General features: G+C 45.1%; 19 protein-coding genes, 2 tRNA genes and 1 riboswitch. Of the genes, 2 read left to right on the top strand and 19 right to left on the bottom strand.

What is annotated here, in order from left to right; genetic code table 11:
* Positions 1 to 33: 33 nt before the first annotated feature.
* The 15 genes from OB236_RS17985 to OB236_RS17915 all read right to left on the bottom strand — a co-directional run bounded on the left by OB236_RS17985 (position 34) and on the right by OB236_RS17915 (position 23,541).
* Positions 34 to 5,559 (bottom strand): glycoside hydrolase family 99-like domain-containing protein, encoded by a 5,526-nt coding sequence (locus OB236_RS17985; RefSeq protein WP_262685251.1) that lies wholly within the window; start codon positions 5,557 to 5,559, stop codon positions 34 to 36.
* A gap of 133 nt (positions 5,560 to 5,692) precedes the next feature.
* A complete protein-coding gene (locus OB236_RS17980; RefSeq protein WP_262685250.1) occupies positions 5,693 to 7,333 on the bottom strand; it encodes an extracellular solute-binding protein in 1,641 nt (546 codons plus the stop codon).
* Between the two features lie 81 nt (positions 7,334 to 7,414).
* Entirely contained in the window at positions 7,415 to 8,290 is an 876-nt protein-coding gene (locus tag OB236_RS17975) for a carbohydrate ABC transporter permease (RefSeq protein ID WP_076237625.1), read from the bottom strand.
* A 24-nt stretch (positions 8,291 to 8,314) separates the two neighbouring features.
* On the bottom strand, positions 8,315 to 9,274 hold the full coding sequence (locus tag OB236_RS17970) for an ABC transporter permease (RefSeq protein WP_408638491.1): 960 nt from the start codon (positions 9,272 to 9,274) through the stop codon (positions 8,315 to 8,317).
* Between the two features lie 277 nt (positions 9,275 to 9,551).
* Complete coding sequence (locus tag OB236_RS17965) at positions 9,552 to 11,792, bottom strand: helix-turn-helix domain-containing protein (protein ID WP_262685249.1); 2,241 nt, start codon at positions 11,790 to 11,792, stop codon at positions 9,552 to 9,554.
* Positions 11,793 to 11,930: 138 nt separating this feature from the next.
* Positions 11,931 to 12,548, bottom strand: a complete 618-nt coding sequence (locus OB236_RS17960; protein ID WP_262685248.1) for a rhomboid family intramembrane serine protease — start codon at positions 12,546 to 12,548, stop codon at positions 11,931 to 11,933.
* Positions 12,549 to 12,571: 23 nt separating this feature from the next.
* Positions 12,572 to 13,450 (bottom strand): radical SAM/SPASM domain-containing protein, encoded by an 879-nt coding sequence (locus OB236_RS17955; RefSeq protein ID WP_262685247.1) that lies wholly within the window; start codon positions 13,448 to 13,450, stop codon positions 12,572 to 12,574.
* Positions 13,451 to 13,626: 176 nt separating this feature from the next.
* A complete protein-coding gene (locus OB236_RS17950; RefSeq protein ID WP_262685246.1) occupies positions 13,627 to 15,510 on the bottom strand; it encodes a SpoIIE family protein phosphatase in 1,884 nt (627 codons plus the stop codon).
* A 102-nt stretch (positions 15,511 to 15,612) separates the two neighbouring features.
* Positions 15,613 to 16,554, bottom strand: coding sequence for an aldo/keto reductase (locus OB236_RS17945; protein ID WP_262685245.1), 942 nt, complete (start codon positions 16,552 to 16,554; stop codon positions 15,613 to 15,615).
* Between the two features lie 57 nt (positions 16,555 to 16,611).
* Positions 16,612 to 17,091, bottom strand: a complete 480-nt coding sequence (gene ybaK, locus OB236_RS17940) for a Cys-tRNA(Pro) deacylase (RefSeq protein WP_262685243.1) — start codon at positions 17,089 to 17,091, stop codon at positions 16,612 to 16,614.
* Between the two features lie 143 nt (positions 17,092 to 17,234).
* Positions 17,235 to 18,632, bottom strand: a complete 1,398-nt coding sequence (gene thrC / locus OB236_RS17935) for a threonine synthase (RefSeq protein ID WP_262685241.1) — start codon at positions 18,630 to 18,632, stop codon at positions 17,235 to 17,237.
* 243 nt (positions 18,633 to 18,875) lie between these two features.
* A complete protein-coding gene (locus OB236_RS17930; RefSeq protein WP_262685240.1) occupies positions 18,876 to 19,811 on the bottom strand; it encodes a YbjN domain-containing protein in 936 nt (311 codons plus the stop codon).
* A gap of 107 nt (positions 19,812 to 19,918) precedes the next feature.
* The gene (locus tag OB236_RS17925; protein ID WP_262685239.1) at positions 19,919 to 22,801 is read right to left on the bottom strand and encodes a hypothetical protein; all 2,883 of its coding nucleotides are present in this window, start codon (positions 22,799 to 22,801) and stop codon (positions 19,919 to 19,921) included.
* A 106-nt stretch (positions 22,802 to 22,907) separates the two neighbouring features.
* Positions 22,908 to 23,216, bottom strand: coding sequence for a hypothetical protein (locus OB236_RS17920; RefSeq protein ID WP_076237643.1), 309 nt, complete (start codon positions 23,214 to 23,216; stop codon positions 22,908 to 22,910).
* A gap of 40 nt (positions 23,217 to 23,256) precedes the next feature.
* Positions 23,257 to 23,541 (bottom strand): hypothetical protein, encoded by a 285-nt coding sequence (locus tag OB236_RS17915; protein ID WP_262685237.1) that lies wholly within the window; start codon positions 23,539 to 23,541, stop codon positions 23,257 to 23,259.
* A gap of 203 nt (positions 23,542 to 23,744) precedes the next feature.
* Positions 23,745 to 23,889, top strand: a riboswitch (cyclic di-AMP (ydaO/yuaA leader).
* 74 nt (positions 23,890 to 23,963) lie between these two features.
* Here OB236_RS17915 and OB236_RS17910 point away from each other — a divergent pair.
* Both OB236_RS17910 and OB236_RS17905 read left to right on the top strand, forming a co-directional pair.
* The gene (locus OB236_RS17910; RefSeq protein WP_179097729.1) at positions 23,964 to 24,131 is read left to right on the top strand and encodes a hypothetical protein; all 168 of its coding nucleotides are present in this window, start codon (positions 23,964 to 23,966) and stop codon (positions 24,129 to 24,131) included.
* Between the two features lie 513 nt (positions 24,132 to 24,644).
* On the top strand, positions 24,645 to 25,214 hold the full coding sequence (locus OB236_RS17905; RefSeq protein WP_076237636.1) for a ribonuclease H-like YkuK family protein: 570 nt from the start codon (positions 24,645 to 24,647) through the stop codon (positions 25,212 to 25,214).
* A gap of 151 nt (positions 25,215 to 25,365) precedes the next feature.
* Here OB236_RS17905 and OB236_RS17900 read toward each other — a convergent pair whose 3' ends face one another.
* The 4 genes from OB236_RS17900 to OB236_RS17885 all read right to left on the bottom strand — a co-directional run bounded on the left by OB236_RS17900 (position 25,366) and on the right by OB236_RS17885 (position 26,511).
* Entirely contained in the window at positions 25,366 to 25,905 is a 540-nt protein-coding gene (locus OB236_RS17900; RefSeq protein WP_262685236.1) for a hypothetical protein, read from the bottom strand.
* A gap of 16 nt (positions 25,906 to 25,921) precedes the next feature.
* Positions 25,922 to 26,170 (bottom strand): hypothetical protein, encoded by a 249-nt coding sequence (locus OB236_RS17895; protein WP_262685235.1) that lies wholly within the window; start codon positions 26,168 to 26,170, stop codon positions 25,922 to 25,924.
* A 167-nt stretch (positions 26,171 to 26,337) separates the two neighbouring features.
* A tRNA-Leu gene (locus tag OB236_RS17890) sits at positions 26,338 to 26,423 on the bottom strand.
* Between the two features lie 14 nt (positions 26,424 to 26,437).
* Positions 26,438 to 26,511, bottom strand: a tRNA-Cys gene (locus tag OB236_RS17885).
* Between the last annotated feature and the right edge of the window lie 21 nt (positions 26,512 to 26,532).

Genomic DNA, 26,532 nt, shown 5'->3' with positions numbered 1-26,532 from the left:
CTGTTAGAAGATAACCCTGTTATACCAACGCAACTACTGAACAACCCCGTCCCTGTTTCCTTTAAAGGATGCCCAGTCTGTCTGAACTCCTTCCAGCAGCATGATCCCGTTCAAGCTCTCCTTCAGGCTTCCATCCAAAGTTCCAATCGAAATCTTAGTTCCCTTACTAATACTTCCTGTAAATCCATAGAGCTGGCTCTTTTTCATGATCCCTTCCGTCAACACTCTTCCCGACGCTCCTGGTACAATTCGTTCCAGTGTGATGCCGACAAAGCTATCAGGAGAATCAGTGGCGCTCATGAGCCGCAGCGTGGTATGGTCAGTGTCATAACGCACAGCAGCAAAGCGCGGAATGCCAACCCCTGTATGATTAGTTAAAGTTAATTGCTTATCCGGCACCTGCGGATAATATTCAGAGCCTGTAACGTTGTATTCCGCCGCTCTGCCCGAAGTACCCAATACCGCATTTATTTTTCCTAAAATATAGGAATTAGGTTGAACGGTATAGTTTTCATTAAAAATAATCGTTTTGGTCGTGCCATTTTCAAAGGTTACTTGCAAGGTTTTGCTGTTGACTGTACAATCACCCAGCCTTCTTCCCAACGTATTATTGACATCGATATTGGAGCTCAGGCCCACTTTGATGCCCGATATATCCCAGTAGCCATATAAGTAGCCACTCAGACCACCGCCTCCATCACGAGTTTGATACGCTCCCAGCAGATCCGCTACTGCATTTCCGCTAACCCTTACATACGTATTGTTCGTTACAGAGCTGCTGAACAAAGCCAGTGCTCTACCCCTATGTTCATCGGAATAGCCAATAGGTGTGCTGTAATTAAAGGTAACGTTATAATCCGCATGATTGGCATATTGATTCTCCGGTCTTTGCGTAATCCAGGGGGAATCGTCCTGAACCATATACGTCCCTACAATCTCAGTATGATTGAAAATGACTTCATCCTTGGTTCCGCTGCCTAACGATTGTATAATAATAGGCTTCAACGTTTCCGTGGATACGATTTTACTATTGTTAATAACATTGATCTGGGGTTTGGTGAAATCCTCCCGATTGTGCACGTACCAACCGTCCGCTTTAGATACAAAAGTGGTGCCGTAAACTGTCTCACTAACACCGCTCGCAGAGCCATAACCCCAGGCATGAGAACCTACACCGCTGATCCCGCCCCATACCTTGGTTGGGTCCAGATCTGCCGTTGGCGTAACCCCGGGATGGGCCGTCACCCAGTTTTGTCGATACTCAACAGCTCCCCGATTGCCATAATGCTCGATATAAGAATTTTTCACAACATGGATAGCATCCTTATTGTTGCCGCTATCTTCACTGTGAACCGGATACCTCATGTTTCTAGCAGTGATCGTGAGGTTCTCCAGATTGGACGTACCCTTCAACCATATCGTGGATTGGTTGGTAATCTCATTGTTCGTAGCTGAATCACTGTTCTCTCCCTTTAAGAAAACCTGATCCCTATCCGTTCCCCGAAGAGTCGTGTAGGATTTGACAACCCAGTTTTTCTCCGTGTACACCCCTGGATAGATCAGAATGACATACTGTTTGTCAGAGCTGCTGTCCGGAATACTGTCATTGGCCAGCTTCGGAGAAACGAAGTCCCCGGTTCCATCAGGCTTCACGGTCAAGGTTACGATTTCATTAAACCCATCCTGAACGGTTACAGCAGAAGTAGCCATTTTGAGACCATCCACTGTAGTAGCCGTGATATGAGCCACTCCCGCTTTTTTCCCATATACAGCACCATTCACATCCACAATAGCTACCAGCGGATTATCTGAAGTCCATATAACCGCTCTCTCTATGGCATTTAGAGGCTGTATGGTCGCCTTCAGCTGTCCGATATTACCCGTACCCATCTCCATTGTCGATTTGTTAAGGCTGATACCCGTAACACGAGCCGGAATGGGATCATTGGAATAGGTTACAGGCCGGATCTCGACATCATCCAGATAGTAAGAATCCCCGAGCGCCGGAAAATCGGTATAGATATACATCGTCAAATTGGTGATATTTCCGGTCTCATTCAGCTTGAAATATCCTTCTGTCTGCTTCCAGCTGACAGCATCCATAGCAGGTCCAGTCACCATAACCACCTGTTTGGTCACACCATCTACCTTGTACTGCAGACAAATTCTCAGCTTCTCCCCTATTGTGGTACCGGATGCCAGCTTCCCCCAGGCCGAGTAATAGTATTCCTTACCATTCTCAACTCCGTTAAAAAGAATCTTACCGTAAGGATAGTCTTTAGTAACTTTGACCGACTGATGGCCGGAATGATACTCGGAGGTCGTCAGTTCTGCAACAATTCTTTCACCAGCATACTGCAGGGTACCCAATTCCATCCCTGGGTCGGTTAATAGATTATCGCCTTTTATTTTGAGCGAATTGCTGGATACATGTAAAGTTTCTGCTGCCGCGTCCCATGTAAAATTGAATCCAAACAGCTCTTTTAGATCATCAGCTGAAATCAGCAGATCACTTTCAGTCCATACAGGAGCATGCTGCAGGTTGATAGGCGTACTTCCTCTGTAAGCCAGACTTTGTCCGTACACGACCCGAATGACACTGCCATCCTTTAAGGCGAGTATAGAGCCAGCATCATCTCGTTCCGCAGGAATGTCCGCTTTCTTCAATACCTCAGCGAGTGGCACCATCACGCTGCCATCCCTTATTTCGAGAGGAGTCACGGTTGTTGTCGGCTGCCCGTTGAGGTTCATTTTCACACCTTGAATCGGAACCTTTACCAGTCCAATCCTGTCTATGCTAAAATCACCCTTCGTTGTAATGGGATCAAGCCTGATAGCTTTTACAGCTCCTGTCCAGTTCTTGTTGCTCCACATCGGTACATAATAATCCGTATAGTTCCCGTCATTGGGATTCACATAAAAATCGACACCCATAACTTCTTTCCAAGCGGGGTCCTTTTCAGTAATAAAATAAATTTTCCCTGCCATATCGTTCGTACTGTTTTTCATACGGACATGAATATACGGGTTCTCCTCCGCCGAAATACCTAACGCATCGGGCGAAAGAATACCGGGATCGTTACCTGACGATGTGCCGGAATAATAGCCCCCTGCAATGCTGACTGCATAGACCTGCTTAGCTACAGTCCAACCCTCACTGTCTCCATTGGTATTGAAATCCCATACTTTGCTGTAAGTTATACTGCTGGTATCCGTAATCGGTGCAACATCTACTGATTTGGGAGGTATGACCCTGCCTTCTGGATATAACCCTTGAATTCTTTTCTTTTGCACCTCGGTGGGCAGCACATTCGTGTGTTCGCCACCTGCCGTAAACACATTGCGGATAGCATCGAGATACCCAAATCCGTGCAGCCCAGCCGGCATTATAAAGTGACCTTCCCCATATTCATTCCAATTATCGAGCAATATCAATTTTCGACCTATGCTGTTTACCGGTAAAGATGGGATAAAGCTGTTCTTGACCCATTGTGCCGTTGACTGAAATTCTTGTGGAGTTGCATAATAACCCATCGGTCCGCCCCATGCACGATCATCCCTTCCCATACTAATAACGGGGATCACATCCATCGAGCCAGCATCTCTCTGCTGCTCAAGCTTGAGCTTTTGCAGCGTTTCCTTCCCTGCAAATTGCCCCCACGAATACGAAAATACGGCATTCAATCCGGCAGCCTGCATTTCCTGCATCTGAGCAGCATCCGAGCCCGAGGAGATCAGGATAATAATGTCATCAAATCCGGCGCTTTGAACTGCCTGCCTCAAGTAATCCATTTCTGCTTTGACAGCTACTGCAGTGCCACCGAAATTCTGCTTCAGACTGGAATAGCTGAATATCCCAATGACAGGCTTGTTATCGATGACAACATATCTAGGATCTTTAAAATAATATTCCATCCAATACGGAACCACATTATTTCTAAAATCTTCACTTCCGCTCACTTTGGAGGACGAAGACTCCCACATAATCATAAAATCCGCTTGGTTACTGTATTTGGCGTTAAAATACCCGTCATGAAGCGACGTTCCGAGACGTGGTTCCTTGAACGGTTTTCCCTCTGATCCCGTCGGTCTGTACCAGCAATACATCTGGTAGTCTACTCCATGCTCTACCATCCATTTGATTTCCCAGTCCGCTTCTTCCGGACTTCCCTCGTCATAAAATCCGAGCAGCGGCACTCGCTCCGGGTATGGATTAATTCGATCCCATCCCAGGTGCTGCCCTTCTCTCCACATGGAGCAGGCTTGCGCGCCTACTAATGCATCCCCTTCCTTATTCACCTGGACAGGTGCGGGAACATAATCCTGCGGCTCTTCAGCCTCCTGGTACAGCAAAATATCGTCAAAGGACATGCTTCCTTTATTAGAGGCTGCTATGGAAAAGTTGATCAAATTCACGCTGTTCGCCGGAATATCCAGCTGCTCTACTTTCAATTTACCATTCAGGTAAAGGTCTGCTTTTCCTGTAACCGTATTCATTTTTAGCTTTACATGATACCAAAGGTTGGGAATATAATCGTAAAAAGCTACATCTTGCCCGCTAGTATTTGTATAAGCAAATTTCCCATCCTTTGTAAGCCATTGGAAGGCCGTTGAAGCTCCATTCTTTAATGCCATCGAGAAACCATCCATCTTGGCCGGCATGAATACCTTGTACTCAACAACCAGATGCCCCGTCTGGGATGGAAACGATTTTCCTATGCTCATCTCTGCGTCCGCATTGGCGGCATTCATTTTGAGGCTGAATACATCCGGCGCCTTGGAATTATTCGTTTTTTCAACGACAACAGCTCCACCATGAAGCTGTGAGCTCCAGTCCTCTGGAATCGGCCCTTCAACGGTGGAGATAAACTTTTCGTTAATGACATACCCTTTATGAAGCTTGACCGGTGCAAAAAACATTTCGCCCGTTGTTACATCACCTGTTGCCACATGGAAATTGTCAATAAGCGCTACATGGTGAGTAAAGCTTTGTTCAGATGCTTTTAATGCGCCGTTGACATAAACCTGTACTTTGTTTTCATCCAGATTGGCAATCAATTTAACCCCATATTCGACATTGGCTGTTAGTACCTGGAGTTGATAATCGCTATTGCCGGTTTCCAGAACCAGATTACCATCCTTTACGAACAGGCTGACCCCTTCAATTTCACCACTGCGAAGCTGCCACTTTACTCCATTCATAATCGAAGGCATTTTAAATCTATATTCCAGAGTGATGCTACCGGAATGCTGCTCACGAATTTTTTTGGTCATCGATACCGGAAGCAAATTACTGGTGTCACTGATTTTAAACCAGTTGTTGTAGCTGTAGGATAACGAACCACCGGCTTTTCTTACATCCCAACCGCTAGCCACGATATCGTTGGAGTCATAGGATGTAGCCAGAATGGAAAAATCCTCATCCAGTACGTATTCCGCCTTTTCAGGCGAAGCAACCGCTTCTGCATTAGCTGTATTCGTGCTCCATTGACTTACTGCGACTAAAGACAACATGCCTAGAATGAGAAGAAATCCAAACAATCTTTGCTTATTTCCCATATACGGCGTACCCCTTTCATTAGTGAAGTCGCTTTATTGGTTTATTGGATTCTTGTGGTAGAATGGCCAGGAAACCTGCTTACAGGCTTCCTGGGTAAGTTCATGCGTGCTGATTCCTCTATCCGTGCAACGATTACTTCTTAGCCAGAAATTGATAAATGTCCTTGGTCAGAAAAGCATTCTTTTTGTTCTGCTCATACCATTTGGCATACCAATCTACGGTCTGGTTTTGTCCAATCTTCTGCTTCAAGCTCTTGAGATCGTTCATCGCTTGATCAACCGAAAAGCTACCTCCACTAACTACGGTCTTGGCAATAAGATCCTTGCTTTGCTGGGTCCAATCGTTATTGATTTTCAACAAGTCAGCCGGAAGCGTAGGCATATGCTCAGCATGTGTCAATGTGTACAGCGGCACAGCAGGATTTTCGTACATGTCCCGTGTTTCATTTCTGATTTTGTACCATTCCTCGGCATTCGGAATATTTTTATCAACAACAGGCACGTTACATATCTCTTTGGAATCAATCGTTGTCGATACCATGTACAAGTCCGTGTTATAGCCGATTTCAGCTTTACGGACATCTGGATTAATCGGTCTCGGACATCCCAGCTCGTCATTTTTCCAATGTACGTTTTCCGTGCCGAATTTCAACATTTTCCACGTTGACTCAGCCAGCATGAAGTCAATCGTTTTCACAGCAGCAGCTGGATCCTTGGCACCCGCATAAACCACCGTCGTCATCTGAAGCGGATTTAACATACGGATCGTGTATTGTCCGAATTCTGTCTTCGGCAGCAGCATCGGAGCAATCGTCGCCTCTTTATTGGTACTGCGGAGCGTCGTTAATACATCAACGTTCGCATTGTCAGCCACATAGATGCCGAGCTTACCTGACAAAAAGTCTTTTTTGGCCTTCTCACCGTTTTTGTCCGTCAAATAGTCACGATCAACAACACCTTCGTCGAACAGTCGTTTCTTGAAGGAAACAGCTGCTTTCATTCTCGCATCGTCTTCGACCAGCTTGTCATCTTTGATAAACATCGTATTGCCATGCATAGCATCAATCGCTTCATCCCCAAGATAGGCGAGTGAATAGCCGTAGGTGTCCTTCTTCCCATTGCCGTCCGGATCCTGCTCTGTGAACGCTTTCGCTACTTTCAGCAGATCCTCTGGCGTTTGCGGGATAGGCAACGAAAGCTTTTTCAGCCAGTCGGTGCGGATGAATACGGCTACTTGTACGGTGCTTGGAATAACCCGCCCTATCTCATACAATTTGCCGTCAGGCTTTGTACCGATCTGGCGCATAATCGGATACTTCTCCAGCATTTTGCTGTAATTCGGCGCATATTGCTTGATCAGATCCCCCAGCGGCAGCAGCTGCTTCTGACTATACAGCTGATCCCGATAAGCCGTCTCAAATTCGTTGATCACGTCCGGTGCTTCACCTGAGGCAAACAGTGTATTAAACTTCTGCTTCGATTCAAACCTTGGAACAGGGATAAACTCAACATCCGCTGGTCCGTTTTCGTTAATCCATTTCGTCCAGCGGTTATTCGTTATCGTTCCTTCTGCTGGCGGAGTATTGCCACGGTCGTACAGGGACATCTTGATCTTGCCCCGTTTCTCTGGTGCTGCCGACGCTCCCTCTTTGGCTGGTGCTACGGTGGCTTTGCCTCCTTCCTCGCTCGATTTACTGCAAGCAGCAAGCAGCATCCCCGCCGCCAGCACAGCCGTCATGGTCATAAACGTACTTTTCTTCATGTTAACCGCCATATGTTTTCCCCCATTTGTTAGTAATGAATCTCTTTTGCATCCGTACTTATCTCTTCATCCCTCTTACTGAAATTGTAAGATTTATCCTTTGATCGCACCAAGCATGACACCTTTTACAAAATACTTTTGCAATAACGGGTATACGATCAACATCGGCAGCGTCATGATTACAATACCTCCAGCTTTCACAGCCTCAGGTGACATATTCTCCAGATCTTCCGGCTGCAAAGCAATCGCCTGCATCAACATACTCTGACTCTGCACCATCTGCTGAACGAATACGGTCAAATTCATCTTCTCCGCATCGTTGATGAATATGAGAACGCTCAGAAAGGAGTTCCAATAGCCGACAGCCAGAAATAGACAAATCGTCGCAATAACAGGTAAAGATAACGGAAGCACAATTTGTACAAGCAGCCGCCATTCACCGCAGCCGTCCATGCGAGCAGACTCTTCGATCTCGACGGGAATCCCTTCGAAATGGGTCCGCATGATCAACAAATTATACGCTCCAACAAGCCCGGGAAGCCATAGTGACCAGTAGGTGTTGATCAGACCCAGACTTTTCATCAGTAGAAAGAAGGGAATTAGCCCACCACTGAACATCATCGTAAACACCATGGCCAGCGTAATCCATTTTCGACCGTAGCAGTATGTACGTGACAAGGCATAGGCGGCAAGCGTAGTACACAGCAAGCTTAAAATCGTTCCTCCGACCGTGATCTGCAAGCTGTTCAGAAACGAGGGGATGACTCTGGAGCCGAGAAACAATGTTTTATAAGCTTCCAGATTGAAATGGATCGGCCATAACCAGACGAACCCTGAAGAGATGGCCGCCGAATCACTGAACGAAACTGCGATAATGTTAATTAACGGAATGAGACAGCTGACGGCCGCCAGCAGCAGAATGATATGTACACAGGCTTTAAACCATTTCTCCGCGTAAGTCTCTCTCATATTCCCACTTCCTTTCATGCCGGATTACCATAGGCTCTGGTTGAATTTACGGGCAATACTGTTTGCGGACAACACCAGCACGAAGCCTACCAGTGACTCGAACAAACCCATCGCAGCGGGAACACCGAACTCGCCCCCTTGAATGCCCGTCTTGAACGTGTACGTGCTGATGACTTCGGAAATATCGGCAACGACCCGATTCTGCATTACATAAATGTGGTCAAAACCTACCTCCATCACACGGCCAATCCCTAGGATCAGCAGCAAAATGATCGTAGGTCGAATGCCTGGAAGCGAGACATGCCACACCTGCCTCCATTTGCCTGCACCATCGATTGCGGTTGATTCGTACAAGCTCGGATCAATCGTCGTAAGCGCCGCCAAATAAATGATTGCCGAAAAGCCGGCCTCTTTCCATATACCTGAGCTGAGATACACGGCGATCCAGGTGAACGGCTTGTAGAGAAAGGGATACCGTTCGCCGATCAGCTTATCCAGAATGTCGTTCACCATACCGGAATCCTGTGAAAACAAGGTAATAAAGATACCTCCGACAATAACCCAGGAGAGGAAATGGGGCAAGTACAGCAGGGTTTGCACCATTTTCTTAAACCACATCTTCCGAACCTCGTTCAGCATCAAAGCAACCATGATTGGAAATGGGAACCCGATAAAGCTAAGTAAACTTAGCACGAACGTATTACGGATGATTTTCCAGCCTTGCGGGTTGTTAAACAAATAATCAAAATGCTTGAATCCGACCCATGGACTTCCCCAGATTCCATCCCAAAAGCTATAATCCTTGAAAGCAAGGACGATCCCGCCCATCGGCGCATACTTGAATATGACAAAACATAAAATAGCCGGAGCGAGCATGATGTACAGCGGAATATTTTGCTTCAAGTACTTGTGGCTCCGCTTCTTCTTCGTATCTCTTGTTCCGACCGACATGTCCAAAGCGGTTTGTTTGGATGATACTCGCATGAGACTTCACCTCCTATGTTGCGCTGCTGAGCGTAGTATCGGATTGTCATCGTTTCTATTCCGATCACAATTACACCTTACACCGAAGGTTGCTGACACGGCAATTCACACATTTACACTCCATGCACAACTTCAACAATCCGCATCAGGCCTGAGTTTATACCTATCTTATCATGTAAGGTTTGACATCAATCCCAATCCACAAACAAAAAAACAACCGGTCAAGCAGAGAGTTTGCTGATTTCTCCCTGATCCGGTCGTTGACATCATTGTACGATTATAATTGCCGGAACTCCTTGCGGTAATCGCCAGGCGTTCGACCTACTAGTTTCTTGAATACACGGATGAATGAAAACGTATGCGTATAGCCAACTCGCTCTCCGATGTCCTGTATCGGCGCCGAGGTTTCGACCAGCAATTGCTTGGCTTCCTCAATACGCAGGCTGGCCAAGTAATCAATAAATTTCTCACCGAATTCTTCCTTAAACAAGCGGCTTAAATAGTTCGGAGTCAGCTTAAACTTCTCACTCAGCATGACAAGCGAAAAGTCGGAATTGTTGAACTCGTTCTCTATATACGTTTTCATTTGATCAATCAACTCATGCTGGCTGCGCTGCGCGCGAAGCTCGTCCAACCTCTTTCGGGCGTCCTCCAATATACGTTGCAGCTCTGCCTCCAATTCTTCCACGGTGTCAAAGGTCGTAATCCATTCGTTGATTGGATTCATGGCATATTCTCGCCAGCATTCCAAATATTCCGCCGATAATCCCGACATTTCCTTGTAAAAGTGGAATAACAAATAATTCATCAAATTGGCAACCTGCTCGCGTGAAAAGAGCTGAATGCGAATTTCCGCAAACAAAGAGCTATAATGGCGTTGCCATTCGGGTTCACCAAGTCTGTAAAAGTGGACCAGCTCACGAATATACGGTAGAGACCTGAATATTTCTTCGCCTGTCTTGCTATCGATATCCGTGAATGCAATGACACTGCCGGTTCCGAATGTCGGCTTATAGCCAAGAGCTTCCAATGCTTCCTCATATGAGCTGGATACCCTATGAATGCCCGACACCTGCGTACCCAGTCCGCATGTTATTGTAATTTCTACATTTTTACCGATCCAATCTACCGTTTTGCGCATGATGTCCAAGAACGTATCGGCGGCTGTGGTCTCATCGGACAATTGACAAACAATACATAGCCTGTGCTTCTCAATCCATTCTGGACAGATCAGGAGGCCTGTGCTGTTATTCAGCTCCTGAACGACATTATCAATGATGAATTTAATCAAATATTGATCCTTATTATTGTAAGTGGACGTAAAAGAAGCATACTTGTCGATCTCGATAATGGCCACTATATATTGATCGTACGATTCCTGAAATCCGAATTGTAAATACTCCTTTTCCCGGACCCCTTCCTGCCTGAGCAGCGTCCCAGTCAGCAGCTCTTCAAATAAATATCGACGACGGTAGTTGAAGTTCTCATCATTCTCGATCCGATACTTACCGAATTGCTCCAGCAGATGATCCAGCAAATTGTCGATAATTTTGAATTCATCATGCTTGACCTGACCCAGTATGTGCGGTTTCTGTAGTGGAACCGATGAAAGCCGATCCAGAAGCGACTGAATCGGCTTGTAGTTCTGCAGACTCGCATATATGATCCATATAGCGCCAGCGAGCACTGTAATGACCCCGATGACCAACCAAAATACATTCAGGTTCGATAGAAAACGAAAAGCGACTCCGTCGACAAATCCGCTGCGGATCGTCCAACCTGTGTATTCCGATTTCATTACAGTAAAATCTTTTCGGTCTGCTCCGTCTTGTTCCTCGAATGTGCCACCATCCCCAATGATGTATTCTTCATTCGCATCCAACAGATGAACATAACTCAATTTGGAGCGGGATACATTACTGACAAGCGTTGAGAGCGTGTTTATTTTTATGTTAGCAACCAGTATTCCGTCTGTACCAAGTGGCAGTGGCATTCGCTTAACCAAGGACACGACAGGCGTGGTTATATCGTTGTTATCGATATACTCGCGACCAATGCTCCAACGATTGTCAGCAGGAGCGGCTAATAAAGCTTTCAAATATTGGCTATTGGCGAATTGATCAAGTGGCATCATGGACGTATTGCTTAAAACAATCTGATCACGGTTACGATACAAATAAACCGAATCAATCTCGCTAAAGCTCTCGCGCATCAGGATCAATTTTTTGTACACGTCGCGGTCATTGAGATAACGATTGGGACTGGATGGAGATACACTATAAAAGTCGATGACGGACTGGTCATCGAGAAAGGTCTGCACAATATATTGTTCAACCGATCGCAGCTTGGAATCGACATATTGCATCGTATTTTCAGCATAGATCTCGTTCGCCTTCAGTGCCTGCTGCTTGGACAATTCACTCGTGATGACAAAAAATATGCACAGCAGCACGATAATGACCAGAATGAAAACGGGAAGATAAGCAAATACAAGACGGTTTCCCCACTTGTTCCTCATGTAAATTTCACCCTTTCATTGTTCAAAGTACAACGATTAGGGCGGACAAGTCAATGCTCAATAAGATGAAACATGCACAATTAGAAGAATCCAGGTGGTGACAACCCATGTCTTTCCTCACCTTGTTCAAGATAGCAGCTATGCTCTGCGATGTCTTCTTTTGATCGATAACACGATTAACGCCATCATCACAATACCGCCAACAAAGCCGCCCAGATGGGCATAGATATCGATGTTGGGAACGAACAGAGAGTTCGCGAACCCAATCCCTACAATAACGAGAAGCGTCTGCTTGGTCTGGTAATCGATAATGTCCTTTCGAAATATCGCCAAAAATAAAAACGCAGCATATATCCCGTAAATCGCTCCCGATGCACCAGCCGAGACAAAATAATCCTTATGCAGCCACATACTGAATATATTTCCTGTAATACCACATACGATATAAGTCAGCAGGTATCTCCATTTACCGAGCATGCGCTCCAGCGGCGCTGCAAACACATAGAGAGCAAAGCTGTTAAAGAACAAATGCGCAAACCCGATATGAATAAACATCGCAGCTGCATAACGCCAAACCTCCGCCTTCATATTCGGCAAATCAAATATTGCACCGAATTGCAGCAAGGTTACGTTCGGGTTCTGGGATAAGCTGAATATCTCCATAAGTCCCCACACCACGATATTCACAAGAATCAATAGAGCTGTGATCGGATACAGGGTGATATATTCCTTTAAACTTTCTCTTCGTGCGAACATGGACTCACTTCCTCTCGCTTTTGCTACATGCTGAATCTTTGTCGGTAACCGCACTTTCTGCACAACTCTTCCACGACTTCTCTTCGGGAAAAACCATTATACAAATTGTTGGCACGTTCTCCCTCTACAATCTCTGAGAAAGGGGTCTGATTAATGTTGCCCAAATTGATAACACCTTCTCCGTCGAGACAGCAAGGTACCACCGTACCATCTACCAGAATCGCAGCCTGATTGCGCAGCGCATGACAGAAGCCCTTGCCCTCATCCTCATCTTCCTTTAAATCCGGCCATTGAAATTCATGATCCTGATTCAAATAAATTTGCTTTGCAATTTTCAGTCCGCTGCCGCGCACAAATTTCTCTTCGATTTTGAAATCAAGTTCAAATGCTTTTTCAATCATTTCAAGAATTTCGCGATTTCGGCTTCTTTCGAGGTTAGTGGTATTGTCCGTATCCAAATTCCACAGCCTCAGTGAAACCAATAATGGGGTCGTAGCGACCGCTTCCTTCACGAAATCCAAAATATTCATAATATAGGCTTCCTTATTTGTCGAGCCTTCATGCCCGTCAAAGCTGTGTAATGAAAAATTCATCTGTCTAAGCGCAGGCTTGGGTAAAATTTTATGTTTGTTTTTGGTGATCAAGGTGCCATTGGTCGTAATATTGACCTTGAAGCCTCGCTCATGGCTCAGATCCAGCAGTTCATCGATCCGGGGATGAAGCAAAGGCTCACCTTTTACATGAAAATAAATATAATCCGTGTGCGGCTTAATTTCATCAAGAATTTTAGTGAACGCATCTATTTTAATAAAATTCGATTGTCGCTTCGTTTGCGGGCAAAAGGTACAGGCCAAGTTGCACACGCTCGTTATTTCGATATAAGTCTTTTTGAATTTCTTCATCTGCTATCACTCCATTTCTATTAAAAGCTTTGTTCACATTGGCATAACAAAAAGCCTGCAATGAGTCACAAGTATGCTCATGCAGACTTTCCATCATTTTAAATATAGCACAGGATGGGGCTGGATGACAGTCTATGTCAATAGTCTCCTCGTATGTTTGAAGTCTATCAGATCCACTATATTCCCTCTTCTGTACTTTCTACTGCCGCTCCCGCAGCAATCTGATCGGCAGCTCGAAAGGATAGCACCGTAATATCATCACGCTGTCTTTCAGCGCCCATATACGTTTCCAGCTCATGGAGGAACGATTCCTTCTGTTCCATCAGGGACAAATTCCCGTAACGAACGATCATATCCGCGAATCGTTTTTTACCGAATGAATAATCGCGTTCACCGCCATTTTGATCGAAGAAGCCGTCCGTAGTCATATAATAACGAGCCTCACCTTCTGGCATCATATGGTTTGTATATTCATAATCGGAAGGGGTTTTACGATAACCCACGCTTCTGCGGTTGCCCTTCCATGATTGCAATACCCCATCCTCATCCACGCGATGCAAGGTGCAGGAGGCCCCTGCAAATATGACACTATTCGGTTCAATGGCACAAATCCCGATATCCAGCCCGTCATCAGTCACACCTTCATGCCCATCCTGACCGAGTGTTTCTTTCAACAGGCGATTCAATTGACTCAAAATCGATGCCGGGTCCTCTATCTCACCGCTATCTGCAATACGGTTGAGTGCGGATACAGCCAAAAGTGTCATGAATGCGCCGGGAACACCATGACCTGTACAGTCACCAACAGCTACAAGCGTCCGTTCTCCGAATTGCTTCGACCAGTAAAAGTCACCGCCTACGACATCCCGCGGCCGCCAAATAACAAAATGCTCATTAAACAATACCTTTAACTGCTGCTCCTTCGGTAAAACGGACTCCTGCAGCAGCTTGGCGTAATTAATGCTGTCCAGTATTTCCTGATTGCGCTCGTACAATTCCTTCGTGCGCTCCATCACCTGCTTCTCCAGTTCCTGATTTAGCAGAATAGCTCGTTTATAAGGATTGGCCAGCTTGCAGGATATATAATAGAAGAAGAACACAATCGAAACCATAGAAACGGCCACGGCCAGAACCGTATTCCATTTAATCGTCCGCAGGAAAGACACCGTCTCATTGCGTTCCACCTCAACAAGCAGATGAAGATCCGTCGATCTCAATGGGTAGCTGATCAGATCCATCCGCTCGCCCGATTTGGAATCATATTCAAAAATTCGCATCGTTGTATCAAACTGCTTGAGCACGTCGCTGGAGGCTGAGTCTATCATCACATCTCGGATATTTTTGCCATTATGCTCATACACATCGGATAAATAAATCGATCCCTTGCTATCGATCAGCCACAGATTGATACCCTTACCATCCTTGTAGGAAGCAAAATTATTGGACAGCTCATGAAGATTGATCCCTACACCCACAATCGCCAGGGGCGCGTCCACCGGACCCGCTAATGCGTTCACGAATGCAAACGTATCTTTAAGCTCGTTATTGTAATCAAAGTTTACCGAGGAGGCCTTCTTGAGTGCGATGGAATCAAAGAACCAGCTATCATCAGGATCTTGCTCGCTTATCGTATCAATTATCTTTCCATTTTCATCCCAGTAATGCCTTGATTTCGTGCTTGCTATAAAAGTCGTGCTGTAGCCCAGTTTTTGATGCAAATAATTCGTTTTTTGGTGAACCATGGCCTCAAGCGTCGCATTGTTCTCCCCCTCCTGCAGCCATTTCAATAGAGTAGGATCGTTGGCAAACACCAAAGAGGTTTCGATTTCCTTATCAATCCTTGCATCTACCTTGGACGAGATAGACTCGGCAATCGTCTCGAGATCACGGCTTTTCAACTTTTTGACGACTTCGTTTTCTGTAAAGAAATACACAAATGTGCCGATTAGCACAATCGAAAACACGATCAATACACTAGCCAATATCATGACCTTCGTTACTCCCGAATCGAAGGCAGGTTTGGCTTTCAAATTTGTCTCTGGTTTGAATACATTCGACATCCGTGCACCCCTATTTAAAAGCTTTAGACATCCTCGCAGCCGATTCTTACATTCATTGGATAATATTCGTCGGTAGAGCTGCTCCAGCACGTGTGCGTCAGCTTAATTGCCCGTCACGCTATCAATCGTGCCAAATATATTCTTCAGCTTCTGAATATCAGCCTCTGGCAGTGGAGGTCGGTTCGCCGATGCAATATTATCCGCTAGATGCTGTACATTGCCCGTTCCCATCAACACGGAATGAATGCCCGGCTCATATCTGCAAAAGCGGTAAGCCGCATCCATGATGCTTTCAGCACCATGCTGATGCACGAGGAAATCCAGGCTGTTGACTGGGTTGACCTTATCAGGATCCAGCTTTCCTTCGGCAAGCAGGCTCGCAATAATCTCAGCTAATGCCTCGGGATGTGACAAGGCTCTCCGTACCGCGAACATGTCGAGAACTCCAATATTTTTGGCGATCGTAGCTTCAAAAATTTGAGCCCGTGCGCTCTGGTTTAACATATTAAACCCGACCATCATCACATCCCAGCAATCATCCTGAATAGCTTGATGCAGCATCTGATGAGCAGGGTCTGATCCAAAAGCTTCAGTGATACCAAGAAAACGAATTTTACCTTTTTCCTGCATTTTGATCATTTCCGGTACCAAATGCTCTACCGCATATGCGTAATCATCAGCAGCCACACCATGCAAATGATAAATATCGATATAATCGGTTTTCAAATTGGACAAGCTTTGATCGACACTTTTTTCATAATCCTCTGGCCTCTTTAATACCTTATTATGTTGAAGCGAATACTTGGTGGATATGTATACGGACTCTCTTGGGACATGCTGCAGACCTGCCCCCACTACATTTTCTGTGCCATAGGCTTCGGCTGTGTCGATCAGATTAATGCCCAGCTCGATCGCTTTTGCGACAATCGTAGCGGCTTCCTGCTCACTTTTAATCGTTTGCATACCTAACCTGCTGCTTCCGCCAGCCCCCAGGCTCATGACGCTTACCTGTAAACCGGTCCTACCCAAAGTTACATAATCCACGGACAATCACTCCTCAATTATGGGATTAAAGATTCTGCATACGTCTACATTATCGTATTATGAATGGCTTGTGATGTCTACTAGAATAGCTTCAGAGGCGGCAGCCAAATCTTCACCTTTAAGAAATATTTGCAAGCCGCGGCGACCTGCACTGATGCTGACAGGATTTACGCTCGTAGCAGCTGACGCTAAATAAAAAGGATACTTTTTCTTGGTACCAAGAGGTGAGACTCCTCCACGAATGTAGCCGGTTAAAGCTTGAATTTCTTTTACGGCAACCATCTCGACCTTCTTATTCCCACTTGCCTGGGCTAAGCTTTTTAAGTTAAGCTCGGCATCGCCAGGAATACAGGCCATCATAATCCCCGTTTTATCACCGCGCAATACAAGCGTTTTATAAATTTGATCCGCCGGCAAGCCGACCTTATCGGCTACAGTGTAAGCATCCAGCTGATCTTCGTCCCAATCGTACTCATGTAACGTGTATGAAATATGGAGAGCGTCCAATATTCGACAAGCATTGGTTTTTGCAGACATAGAGATTTTATTCCAACCCTTCATTTAAACAATTCAATCGTTTTGAGATATTTATGGTTATGAAGAAGGCGAACGCAGAGCACGGTTGCACCGAATCCCGACGTTCGCCTAATTATATTACAGATACAAGAGATGCTTTAATCCTAAGCACGGTTATAGAACGCTTCAAGCTGTGCAACAATTTCTTCCTTGCTGTTATTCACAATAGTTTGATACTGAGGCAGGGAAAGCAACTGCTCGATCTCAGCCGGGAATTGCTGCTTAATATCAATCAGACGGATGGCTTCGTCGAATTTCGCAGGATGTGCGGTTGCAAAGGATACACATACCTCATTGTCGTTACCAAACGTCTCATATGCCGCTATACCGCAAGCCGTATGCGGGTCTAGCAAGTAATCATGCTCGGCCTTGTATTTTCCGATAATCTCCAAACACTCGGCATTTTTCACACCATGGGCGGAGAACTCAGCTTGTACCCGTTTCAGGTCTTCGGCATCAATCACAATTTGCCCTTCTTGCTGGAACTTCTTCATATACTCGGATACCTTCTGCGAATCCTCACCCAAGAAATAATACAAGTAACGTTCAAAATTGCTGGCAATCTGAATATCCATAGACGGACTGTGCGTGCTAAGGAAATCACCGCTTTTGTAGACGCCGGTTTTGATAAAACGCTCCAAAATATTGTTCTCATTGGTGGCAATAATGAGTTTGTTGATCGGAAGCCCCATTTTTTTGGCCAAATAACCCGAGAACACGTTGCCAAAGTTACCTGACGGAATGCTGAAATTGATCTTCTCCAGCTTTTGCTGCTTGGCTACCTGCAGATACGCATAGAAGTAATAAACGGTTTGTGCCAAGATCCGCACGAAGTTGATTGAATTGATAGCCCGCAAATGATGCTTGCCTTTAAAATCCAGATCACCAAACAGTTCCTTGATGACCCCTTGGCAATCGTCAAAGTTGCCCTTAACCGCTAAATTCAACACATTCGCATCATTGACGGTTGTCATTTGAAGCTCCTGCACCTTACTCACCTTGAGATGCGGATGCAGCACACAAATACGAATGCCTTCTTTACCGCGAACTCCCTGGATGGCTGCAGCTCCCGTATCTCCCGAGGTCGCGCCGAGAATATGAATAATCTCGCCTTGCTTCTTGGAAATATACGAGTAAAGCTCGCCCATAAATTGCAGAGCAACGTCTTTGAATGCGAAGGTCGGTCCATGGAACAGCTCCAGGATATGGAGTTTATCGGTAATCGTTTGTACAGGCGTCACTTCCGGATTACGGAAGCTGGAGTAGCTTTTAGCTACCATATCCTTTAAATCCTCGTAAGGGATTTCATCATTCGTATAATAAGAGAAAATTTTCAAGAATAGGTCCTGATAGCTTAAAGCTTCCCATTCCTTCAAGGTCGCCGCTGAAACCACAGGGATCTCCTCAGGGATCATCAGACCGCCATCGTCAGCAAGTCCCATTAGAACTGTTTCTATAAAACCTCTTGCTTCCACATTGCCTCTGGTGCTGATATACTTCATCTTTCGTTCCTCCAATAATTTCATTCCATTAGGATAGGGATATAGTCGTCATTAACTCTATTTTACCTTTATTCGGAGCGATAACCAAGTGATGATTTGAAATTTGTTGATAATCAAACGCCTGCTGTATAAAAGTCAATAAAAAAACATAAAAAACACCCGTTTTTATCAACAGGTGTTCCATATCAATTTTCGTGTTCCCTCTTATTATCTATGTAGAATGCGATCATTGCCCGCTTGGATCTAGTTCATTTCCTCAGCAATTCGCTCAAAATACTCGTCCATGATCGCTATATTCGTTGTAAGCAGCTGTCCAAACAACTCACTCGTCAAACGACCATGCTCTACATCAATTCCTGTACGATACCGTAGTTCTCCATCTGACATGTCCATCTCAAAGTTGCCAACAGCCAAATCATAATTTTCCTGATTCAGAAACACAGCCATAGCTGTTTGATACGGCTCGGTTACCAACTGCGGGTAAATCGAATATACGATACATAACTGCTTTTCTTCATCTGTACGAACAAGGACAACCCATTGTCCATGATCTCCTCGAAAGGTCAATCGAAGAATTGCGTCGTCAATGCGTTCATAGCTCCATTCCAGACGGGTCAGGTAGCTTTCCACGATTTCGTTCAATGTTGCAACCGATTGATCAGCTTCCTCCGACTTGATAACTCCCTGATCCGCCCATAGGGTGCGATAACCCTGCTTCAATACGCCACCCGTCAATTCATCAGGAAGCTCGACTAACTGCTTAACCTCTTCTATTAACCAGCATTCACTCATTCTAAGTGGAAGTACGCCATCAGCTTGTTCTTGCAGCAAGGTCTTTAGAATATCCTCTACATCAGCCTGATTGTGCAATACAGCCTTGAGCAGGCTTTGCCTTAACGATGCCTGGAGTTCAACCGGCTGTCCCTCATCCAGAAGCCCAGCAGTGGTACCTTCTCTCGTTGCAGAGAACATACCAAACCAATCACCTGCAAGTATGAGCGCATACGTTGACCATTCCACTTCAAAGCCGATCGTACAAGTCGCTAGATTATCCCCTGTGGCCAGGGCCAACCGCTTCAAACGAGCATGTATGGGGTCGCCTGTTAATGTTGTGAACGTCAGCGGATGATCCAGCTCCAATCTTGACTCTACTTCGGTATTTGCTCCATGATCCGCCATCTGCTTCCTCCTAAGTCTCATTATCGCTATATACCACCATCGATATCCTTTATCGTAATCTTTGGATATGAATTTTTTGAAATTGCGAATTGCCATCGCTTGGTATCCTAGGCAATCTCATGGCCCAACGCCTCAGCCGAACCGCTCAGCGCGCCGCCCTTGCTGGCAAGACCAATTTTGCCCAGTCGCTTGGACTTCTCCACTGCAACCTTGACAATTTCGGCATCAACCTCCATCGACTTCACCTGGCTGGCCTCAAGAGCAACCTCCCAATCTCCCCCGACACCCGCAGCGTTCCATTTCTTCTCAAACGATAATGCAAATTTAAGCGCGTTGGACAATCCGATCTTGTTCACCGTCTCCGATGCGCTGGAGCGCATCTCATCGCCTGTAACCCAGCTGCGAATCGTGTCATTTACGGTCTCGTCACCTTGAATTTTCTCTGCAAGGCTTGCACCTATCTGGTCAAAATGATCCCCCATGAACAACGCATCACTGCCGGAATCGAGCGCAGTCCCCACAGCTCGCTTGCCTTTATCTGACTCCTGATTCGCAGTCTTTTTCAATAAAGCAATCAGATTCTTGCCGCTGCCTACGCAGGCTGCTGAAATCTTCGATGCAATCCGTGTGAACTCGCCGCTCTCCTCTCCGAATTGCGATGGTACAGTACCGGAAGCTTCAAGACTCAGCTCTCTTATTCTTAAATCGTCACCCGTCCTCACAAAAACCATGGAACCCTCAAGACCAAAGGCGACGCTGTCCTTACCGAATTTAACCTCAATCTCTGTCGCAGCATCAACTACGTTTCGAATCTCGCCTTTACCGATACTGTCTCCTCGCAGATTTGCTGGAAGCTTAACGCCTGCAGCATCCTTGCCCTTCTCTGCAATGACTTCCTTGTTGTAACGGCTAAGCCGTTTGTACGCAAGCTCCGCGGAAAACTCGGCAACACCTGCATTGGCCTCCATTGCAATTTTCATAAGTAAACCAACATCGACCGAGCCGTCCCCGCTCATATCCTGCTCTTCAATCATCATGGCCCATTTTTCCGCTTCAATCCGTGTTGATTCGCCTGATTTACCGCCTTGGCCCCAGAAATATTCGGCTGCGCTTTGCGGTACCTGTCTGTACAAACCATAAGAGAGCAAATTCATCACATTCGTGGTGTCTTTACCTTTGGCTTCCAGAAACAGACCTAAACGGAAATTGGCATCAAAACCAAAGGTTTGAAAACCAGCACCTAATGTAATCTGGGTGTTGACCGATAATTCGTCACTTTCCCTCTCGGCCTCGCCCCCGAAGCCGAACAAGAAGTAAGCTTGACCGCCGCCGCTGGCCGATGCAAACGGAATTTTCAATTCAACATCGAAGGAGCTTGCATCTCCGGCATTCGGCGTGGAAATATCAATCAGTTTGCCGAGTTTCGCAAATCCGCTGCTTAAATTGTCGGCCGTTACAGATTCCTTAATAGCCTTCTTGCCTATTTCATCTCGGGTGACTTCCGTTTTGACACCTGTATTGATTGCAGCCGTCTTAGCCGCATCGGGAGTTGATCCTGCAACTTCCTTATCTCCCTTCGTCAGCTTTCTGGCATCATTGATCGCTTCGCTTTTCTTCTCCTTTAACAATTCTGTTGCCTTCAGTGTAGCTCCCGATACCGCCGCTGCCTTGATTTTGTCAGTTGCTTGTGCATTCTCTCTTGCTATATCATACGCGGATGTTTTACCCGCCTGCTTCAGCCCCTCAGTTGTGGTTATTTTGGGTACTACTTTTTCCACAATGGCATCAGCCTCTGTACCCATCACGGCATCAACTGAAACCTTGGAGCTTGCATAAGCCTTCGTTTTAGCAGCCATCGCATAGTATTGCTTCGTCATTTCTCCCTTGCTTGCCGTTAGCGAATTCGTGTCAATATCCGAATCAATATCTGCACGTGCCTGTTCGCGCGCACTGTCCTTAAGCTTTTGACGGAATTCGTTCAATTCTTTAGATCTGCGGAATTCTCTGCGGCCTACGCCCAGTTTAAGTAATGCCGCCTTTTTCATTGGCGCTACCAACACATCTTGGTATACCTTCTCGTACTCTGCTGTAAAAGCAAGACCCCCATCCAAGCTGTGCCGCTTCTGAATCTCCTCGCTGCCCGCCGTACCCACGTTGACCTTGGTATTTATAAAGGTATTGTCCTGCTCTGCATTTCTGACGATTTCCAATTTGGATGTGCCGCTATACGTCTTGATTAAGGTCTTGGCATATGTATCCATTTTCTTTTTTGCTTCCTCAGCAGCCTTGCTCTTTTGAATATCAAGGGCTACCTTGGTTTTCGGTACAACCAGTTCAAAGCCTTCCTTGGCTTTCTTCTCTAGCTCTGTCTTATTATCATCGGCAACCTTTGCCGTTGTCAGCTCCTCGGCATAAGCCACTAATGCCTTGCCAACAGCTCCACTGGATTCAGCATGCTGAGCCGCATACTTCTTGGCGTCTGCCTTCTCGTTAGCCGATGCTGTCACGTCAGCATCGATATTTGATTTCACATCTGCAATCGCTTTGTTGGTTACACTCTCACGTATGCCCTTTGCTTTCGAATCCGTTTTCAAATAGGCAGTCGTTTCCTGTTTGACCTTTTCTCTCACTTCCCCGAGAGCTTGTACGGCCAACGCTGGAACTACAATATCGCGCTCCGCCTCCAAATCCAACTTACGCTGCTCGGCAGGCGTTATTGAAGGAACGGTTGGGGTGACTGCTGTACCGCCTGTAGGAGTCGCCGTGCCTGCCCCTCCTGCCCGTTGAATGACAGAAGAATCATTACGCATTCTTTGCACCAAGCCCTGAACGGCCCGATTACCAAGCGTGCTTTGCAGCTGCAAAATGCGTGCAGGCGTCAGTTGGTGCGAATCCATCACAGGTGCAATTCCCATCTCAGTAGTGGGAGAACTTGTTTGAATCGTTTTTGTCTGGCTATTAGATCGATTATCAGGCACACGTTCACTCATAACGAACACTCCTTACCCTTCGTCTTTATACGCAAATACAACAACAGCATCTGTCTCAAGCAACAGATGCTGTTGTCGTACTGATTTTTATTTCATGATACTTCCGTTATTTGACAACCTCTGTTTTAAATACGTTATCCAGCTTGCCTTCGAGTCTTTTCTTTAAAGGAATTTTGATATCTCTGCCCAGTTCCTTGAAGAAGGTGTCCACGTCACAGTTAACATTTTCCAGTGTCACTTTTAAAGAGCCGTCCGCAACAATGCTCTGATTTCCTTCGACGGGTACGACAGCATCAACCGCATATTTCTTGGTTAACGTATTGATATACCGCGCAAAAATTTCAAGCAATTCATCGTTGGTAAAATTTTCGATGGCTACTTTTCCTTTAATAGTGAAATTCAACTTGATCAGCACTCTCGGTGTTCCCCTTTTCTTGATAACCATTTTTTTACTTCTAATCGATAAATTCAAATAGCAGATACAATTCATTCGAGTGATACAATTTGGCACTTTTCTCTTCATAATGAGAAGTACAGCCTTCCAGCATGAACGACCATGCACGCTTGCCCTGATTTTCAATAATGTTCAGGCTATCGTAAGAGGCCATTTCAAAACTGATCCCATCACAGGCATGTTCGCTGACTTCCTCACCATGACCGTATCGGGTGATTCTTAGTATCTTCGAGCTGTCCTTATTCGTATCGCAAAATAAAAATAAATGAGCCAAGATCCGAGACATTTAACCAAACCCCTATTCTTCCTGTAAAAAGCCAGCTGTTCAACGAGCTGCCCTCCGTACCACTCTAAACTATATATACATCATACCAATTTTCACCCGATTAGTATATCTGTGAGTCGATTTATGTAGAAAAAAGAATTTGTGTTTCACTTTTGAAGAATCTGTGTAATAATTAGAACGTTGACTCTTATAATTTCATATTTGAATAATAATCGCTGAGTTTTCTGTATAGAAAACCGGGGGAACCAAGTAATTGGGGTGAATCGATATGCATGAGTGCATGTCGTAGGGCTAATTCTCACAGTCCGAATCCGTCAGCTAACCTCGGAAGCGAAAGTGGGAAGGATAGATGTGTTCATTAACACAAGGTCTAGCCTTGTGTTTTTTCTGTTTTTCAAAATACTCGATAGGAGGATTTTACCATGGTCCATAAGGAAAAACTATTTCGTATGCTGGAAGGCTTGAACGAAAATGATCAGCGCGCCGCTTACGAATTCATCCACTCCTTGGTCGAACGCCAAGAACAATGTACAGAGGAAAATTCAAGCATTGAGCTATTTGGAAAAAATTATTTTGTAGTCCCCGACTGAATCCAACTTCGATCAGCCTATGCGTTATTTTCAGACATAGTGCCTTCTGATATGCATTCCGTCAATATCCAGCATATGGCTGATTACTATTCAATCATTCCCATCATTATCTTACCCTCTATCACAGTGTTTCAAAATATTTTTCACAAGATTTCTTGCACCCAGTACTAAATCCCCGCAACCTACACTCATATGGAGAGCCATCATACACATCGATTATTCTGATTGCACCTTGAATTTGAATATTAATCCGAGCCAACTTCTCTGCAAGCATCCACGATTTGATTTCACTCCTTACAATTCAAATCGATCTGCAGCAGCTTTGACTAAATCCTGCATAACTATGGGCTCATGGGGTCACAGGTTCAAATTCTGCTGTTTCGATCATAATATATAGAGTATAGCCAAGTGATAACCGTACTTGATTACGTGAGCAGTGGTTGGATTCCGCCTTTCCTGCCAAAATAATAAGAAGAGAGGAAGAATACCGAGCCTTGGGTACAGGTGAATTTCATGAACAATCAAGATGATGTGCTAACCCATGCGTTAACGTTTCGCAATACTTCGGAGCAAGGCTTAAGCCTTAAGCAAGTCCATGAGCGAATTATCGGTTTTATTCAGCTAGATCCTAAAGCAGCTTATAAATTTATTATAGGCACCGATTGCCAGGTCCATCAAGGCTATACACAATTTATTACGGGTGTTGTGATCCAGCGTCCTGGTAATGGAGCATGGGCCTGCTACCGGCAGGTTATCATCCCACGGGCCATTGCTTCGATCAAAGAAAAACTTTCGACCGAAACCGCATTAAGTGAGGAAATTGCTTTGTATTTTAGTGATGAAAAACGTCGGCAAATGGAGGATATCGTTCTCCCTTTTGTATATAAAGGAGCTTCTTTCGAATCGTATATTCATATTGACGCAGGCTCGGATCACGTTAAAAATAAAACGTCTTTATATGTAGCGGAAATGGTATTACGTGTTCAATCGTTAGGTATGGTGCCGATTATTAAACCGGATTCATATGTAGCATCAGCTTACGCCAACCGCTATTCGAAGAAAAAACATCAAATTATTATTTGACCCCTAAAATTGTTATCGAGGTACTAGCGAAGGGATCATTCTCTGTACCAGGTTTGCCGGTACAACTCCGGCATTTCCTTGGGTGAGATTTTCAAATATGCAGGCTTCCAAGACCCCCACTGTTTCCTCAACTTTTAACTATCCTTAATTTTTATAGCATTAAGAACCGAACCAATCCTAATATCGCAAAGCAGAGCAGAACGGTACCAGCGCCTATACCTGTTATAGCACTATTAGCGATGTTAAACTTTTTAGATACGAATAGTGAAATGAATGCAACTCCAATAAGGAGTACCGCCAATATATACAAGCTTGGATCTTTAAAAACACTTTTTAACCAAAAAAAATGAACACCTACAACAAATGCAATCCATGGGGCCGTATAGTCATTACGTTTAAATTTAATTAATAGAAAAGCACCTATCGCTGCTAAAAAGAATTCAATAAATACGAAATACAAATAATTATGAAACACACCTGGTTCCGATAAAGCAGTATGATCATGCCAATGTTTAATACTTAAGTAGATACCAACTAAACCTAATATAAGTGGAGCTGCTGAAGCAATCCCTATATACTTGCGCCAGCTTTTTCTTGGATTCTCCTGAGCCCAGCCAAACCAACTAAAACTAAAAATACCGAAAATAGCCGAATACATCACATAATCTCTAACATATTCCACATCATTCATCTCCCTCTTTCCTAATCTATAGCTTCTTTAAAAATCGATACCCATTGATATCATATCCCTTGCTCTTGTAAAATTCATGTGCGGCAGCTCGCTCAGGTTTAATTAAATTATCCATTTCGGCAATAAAAGTACCGTTCATTGGGTTTGATTCGATGGCTTTCATGCGTTTGCGCATAGATTCTGCGGATGTTGGATAGCCAAGTTCACCCATTAATTGTGCCAATGCGTGGTTATCTGATTGTCTAGATTCTCTTATAAGAACCATACCTATCACTTCCTCATCACATTTTAGTTTGCGTCAACTATTTTCATTACTATAACAAAAAAGCTTCTTTGATACCTAATCTGAATGTTGTATTCAGGTAAGAATCAAAGAAGCTTTTAAGTTTGTCTTGCAAAAGGCTTAACCAACAACTCTTGATAATTCTCGTATGCCGAAGACCAGACTTGAACTGGTACGGTAGTCACCTACCGCAGGATTTTAAGTCCTGTGCGTCTGCCGATTCCGCCACTCCGGCGAGTGTTACAAAAATGGAGGCGCCACCCAGACTCGAACTGGGGGTAGAGCTTTTGCAGAGCTCTGCCTTACCACTTGGCTATGGCGCCAATAATACGTAATAATACATT

The organism is Paenibacillus baimaensis (assembly GCF_025567575.1).
This window is presented reverse-complemented; position numbering and strand designations above follow the sequence as displayed.

Excerpts from the sequence above, each read along its gene's own strand:
- OB236_RS17895 (WP_262685235.1), bottom strand. The coding sequence starts at position 26,170 with ATGGTTCTTATAAGAGAATCTAGACAATCAGATAACCACGCATTGGCA.
- thrC (WP_262685241.1), bottom strand. The coding sequence starts at position 18,632 with ATGAAGTATATCAGCACCAGAGGCAATGTGGAAGCAAGAGGTTTTATA.
- OB236_RS17950 (WP_262685246.1), bottom strand. The coding sequence starts at position 15,510 with ATGTCGAATGTATTCAAACCAGAGACAAATTTGAAAGCCAAACCTGCC.
- OB236_RS17930 (WP_262685240.1), bottom strand. The coding sequence starts at position 19,811 with ATGGCGGATCATGGAGCAAATACCGAAGTAGAGTCAAGATTGGAGCTG.
- OB236_RS17900 (WP_262685236.1), bottom strand. The coding sequence starts at position 25,905 with ATGAATGATGTGGAATATGTTAGAGATTATGTGATGTATTCGGCTATT.
- OB236_RS17915 (WP_262685237.1), bottom strand. The coding sequence starts at position 23,541 with ATGTCTCGGATCTTGGCTCATTTATTTTTATTTTGCGATACGAATAAG.
- OB236_RS17965 (WP_262685249.1), bottom strand. The coding sequence starts at position 11,792 with ATGAGGAACAAGTGGGGAAACCGTCTTGTATTTGCTTATCTTCCCGTT.
- OB236_RS17910 (WP_179097729.1), top strand. The coding sequence starts at position 23,964 with ATGGTCCATAAGGAAAAACTATTTCGTATGCTGGAAGGCTTGAACGAA.
- OB236_RS17970 (WP_408638491.1), bottom strand. The coding sequence starts at position 9,274 with ATGCGAGTATCATCCAAACAAACCGCTTTGGACATGTCGGTCGGAACA.
- OB236_RS17955 (WP_262685247.1), bottom strand. The coding sequence starts at position 13,450 with ATGAAGAAATTCAAAAAGACTTATATCGAAATAACGAGCGTGTGCAAC.
- OB236_RS17985 (WP_262685251.1), bottom strand. The coding sequence starts at position 5,559 with ATGGGAAATAAGCAAAGATTGTTTGGATTTCTTCTCATTCTAGGCATG.
- OB236_RS17925 (WP_262685239.1), bottom strand. The coding sequence starts at position 22,801 with ATGAGTGAACGTGTGCCTGATAATCGATCTAATAGCCAGACAAAAACG.
- ybaK (WP_262685243.1), bottom strand. The coding sequence starts at position 17,091 with ATGTCTGCAAAAACCAATGCTTGTCGAATATTGGACGCTCTCCATATT.
- OB236_RS17975 (WP_076237625.1), bottom strand. The coding sequence starts at position 8,290 with ATGAGAGAGACTTACGCGGAGAAATGGTTTAAAGCCTGTGTACATATC.
- OB236_RS17960 (WP_262685248.1), bottom strand. The coding sequence starts at position 12,548 with ATGTTCGCACGAAGAGAAAGTTTAAAGGAATATATCACCCTGTATCCG.
- OB236_RS17905 (WP_076237636.1), top strand. The coding sequence starts at position 24,645 with ATGAACAATCAAGATGATGTGCTAACCCATGCGTTAACGTTTCGCAAT.
- OB236_RS17980 (WP_262685250.1), bottom strand. The coding sequence starts at position 7,333 with ATGGCGGTTAACATGAAGAAAAGTACGTTTATGACCATGACGGCTGTG.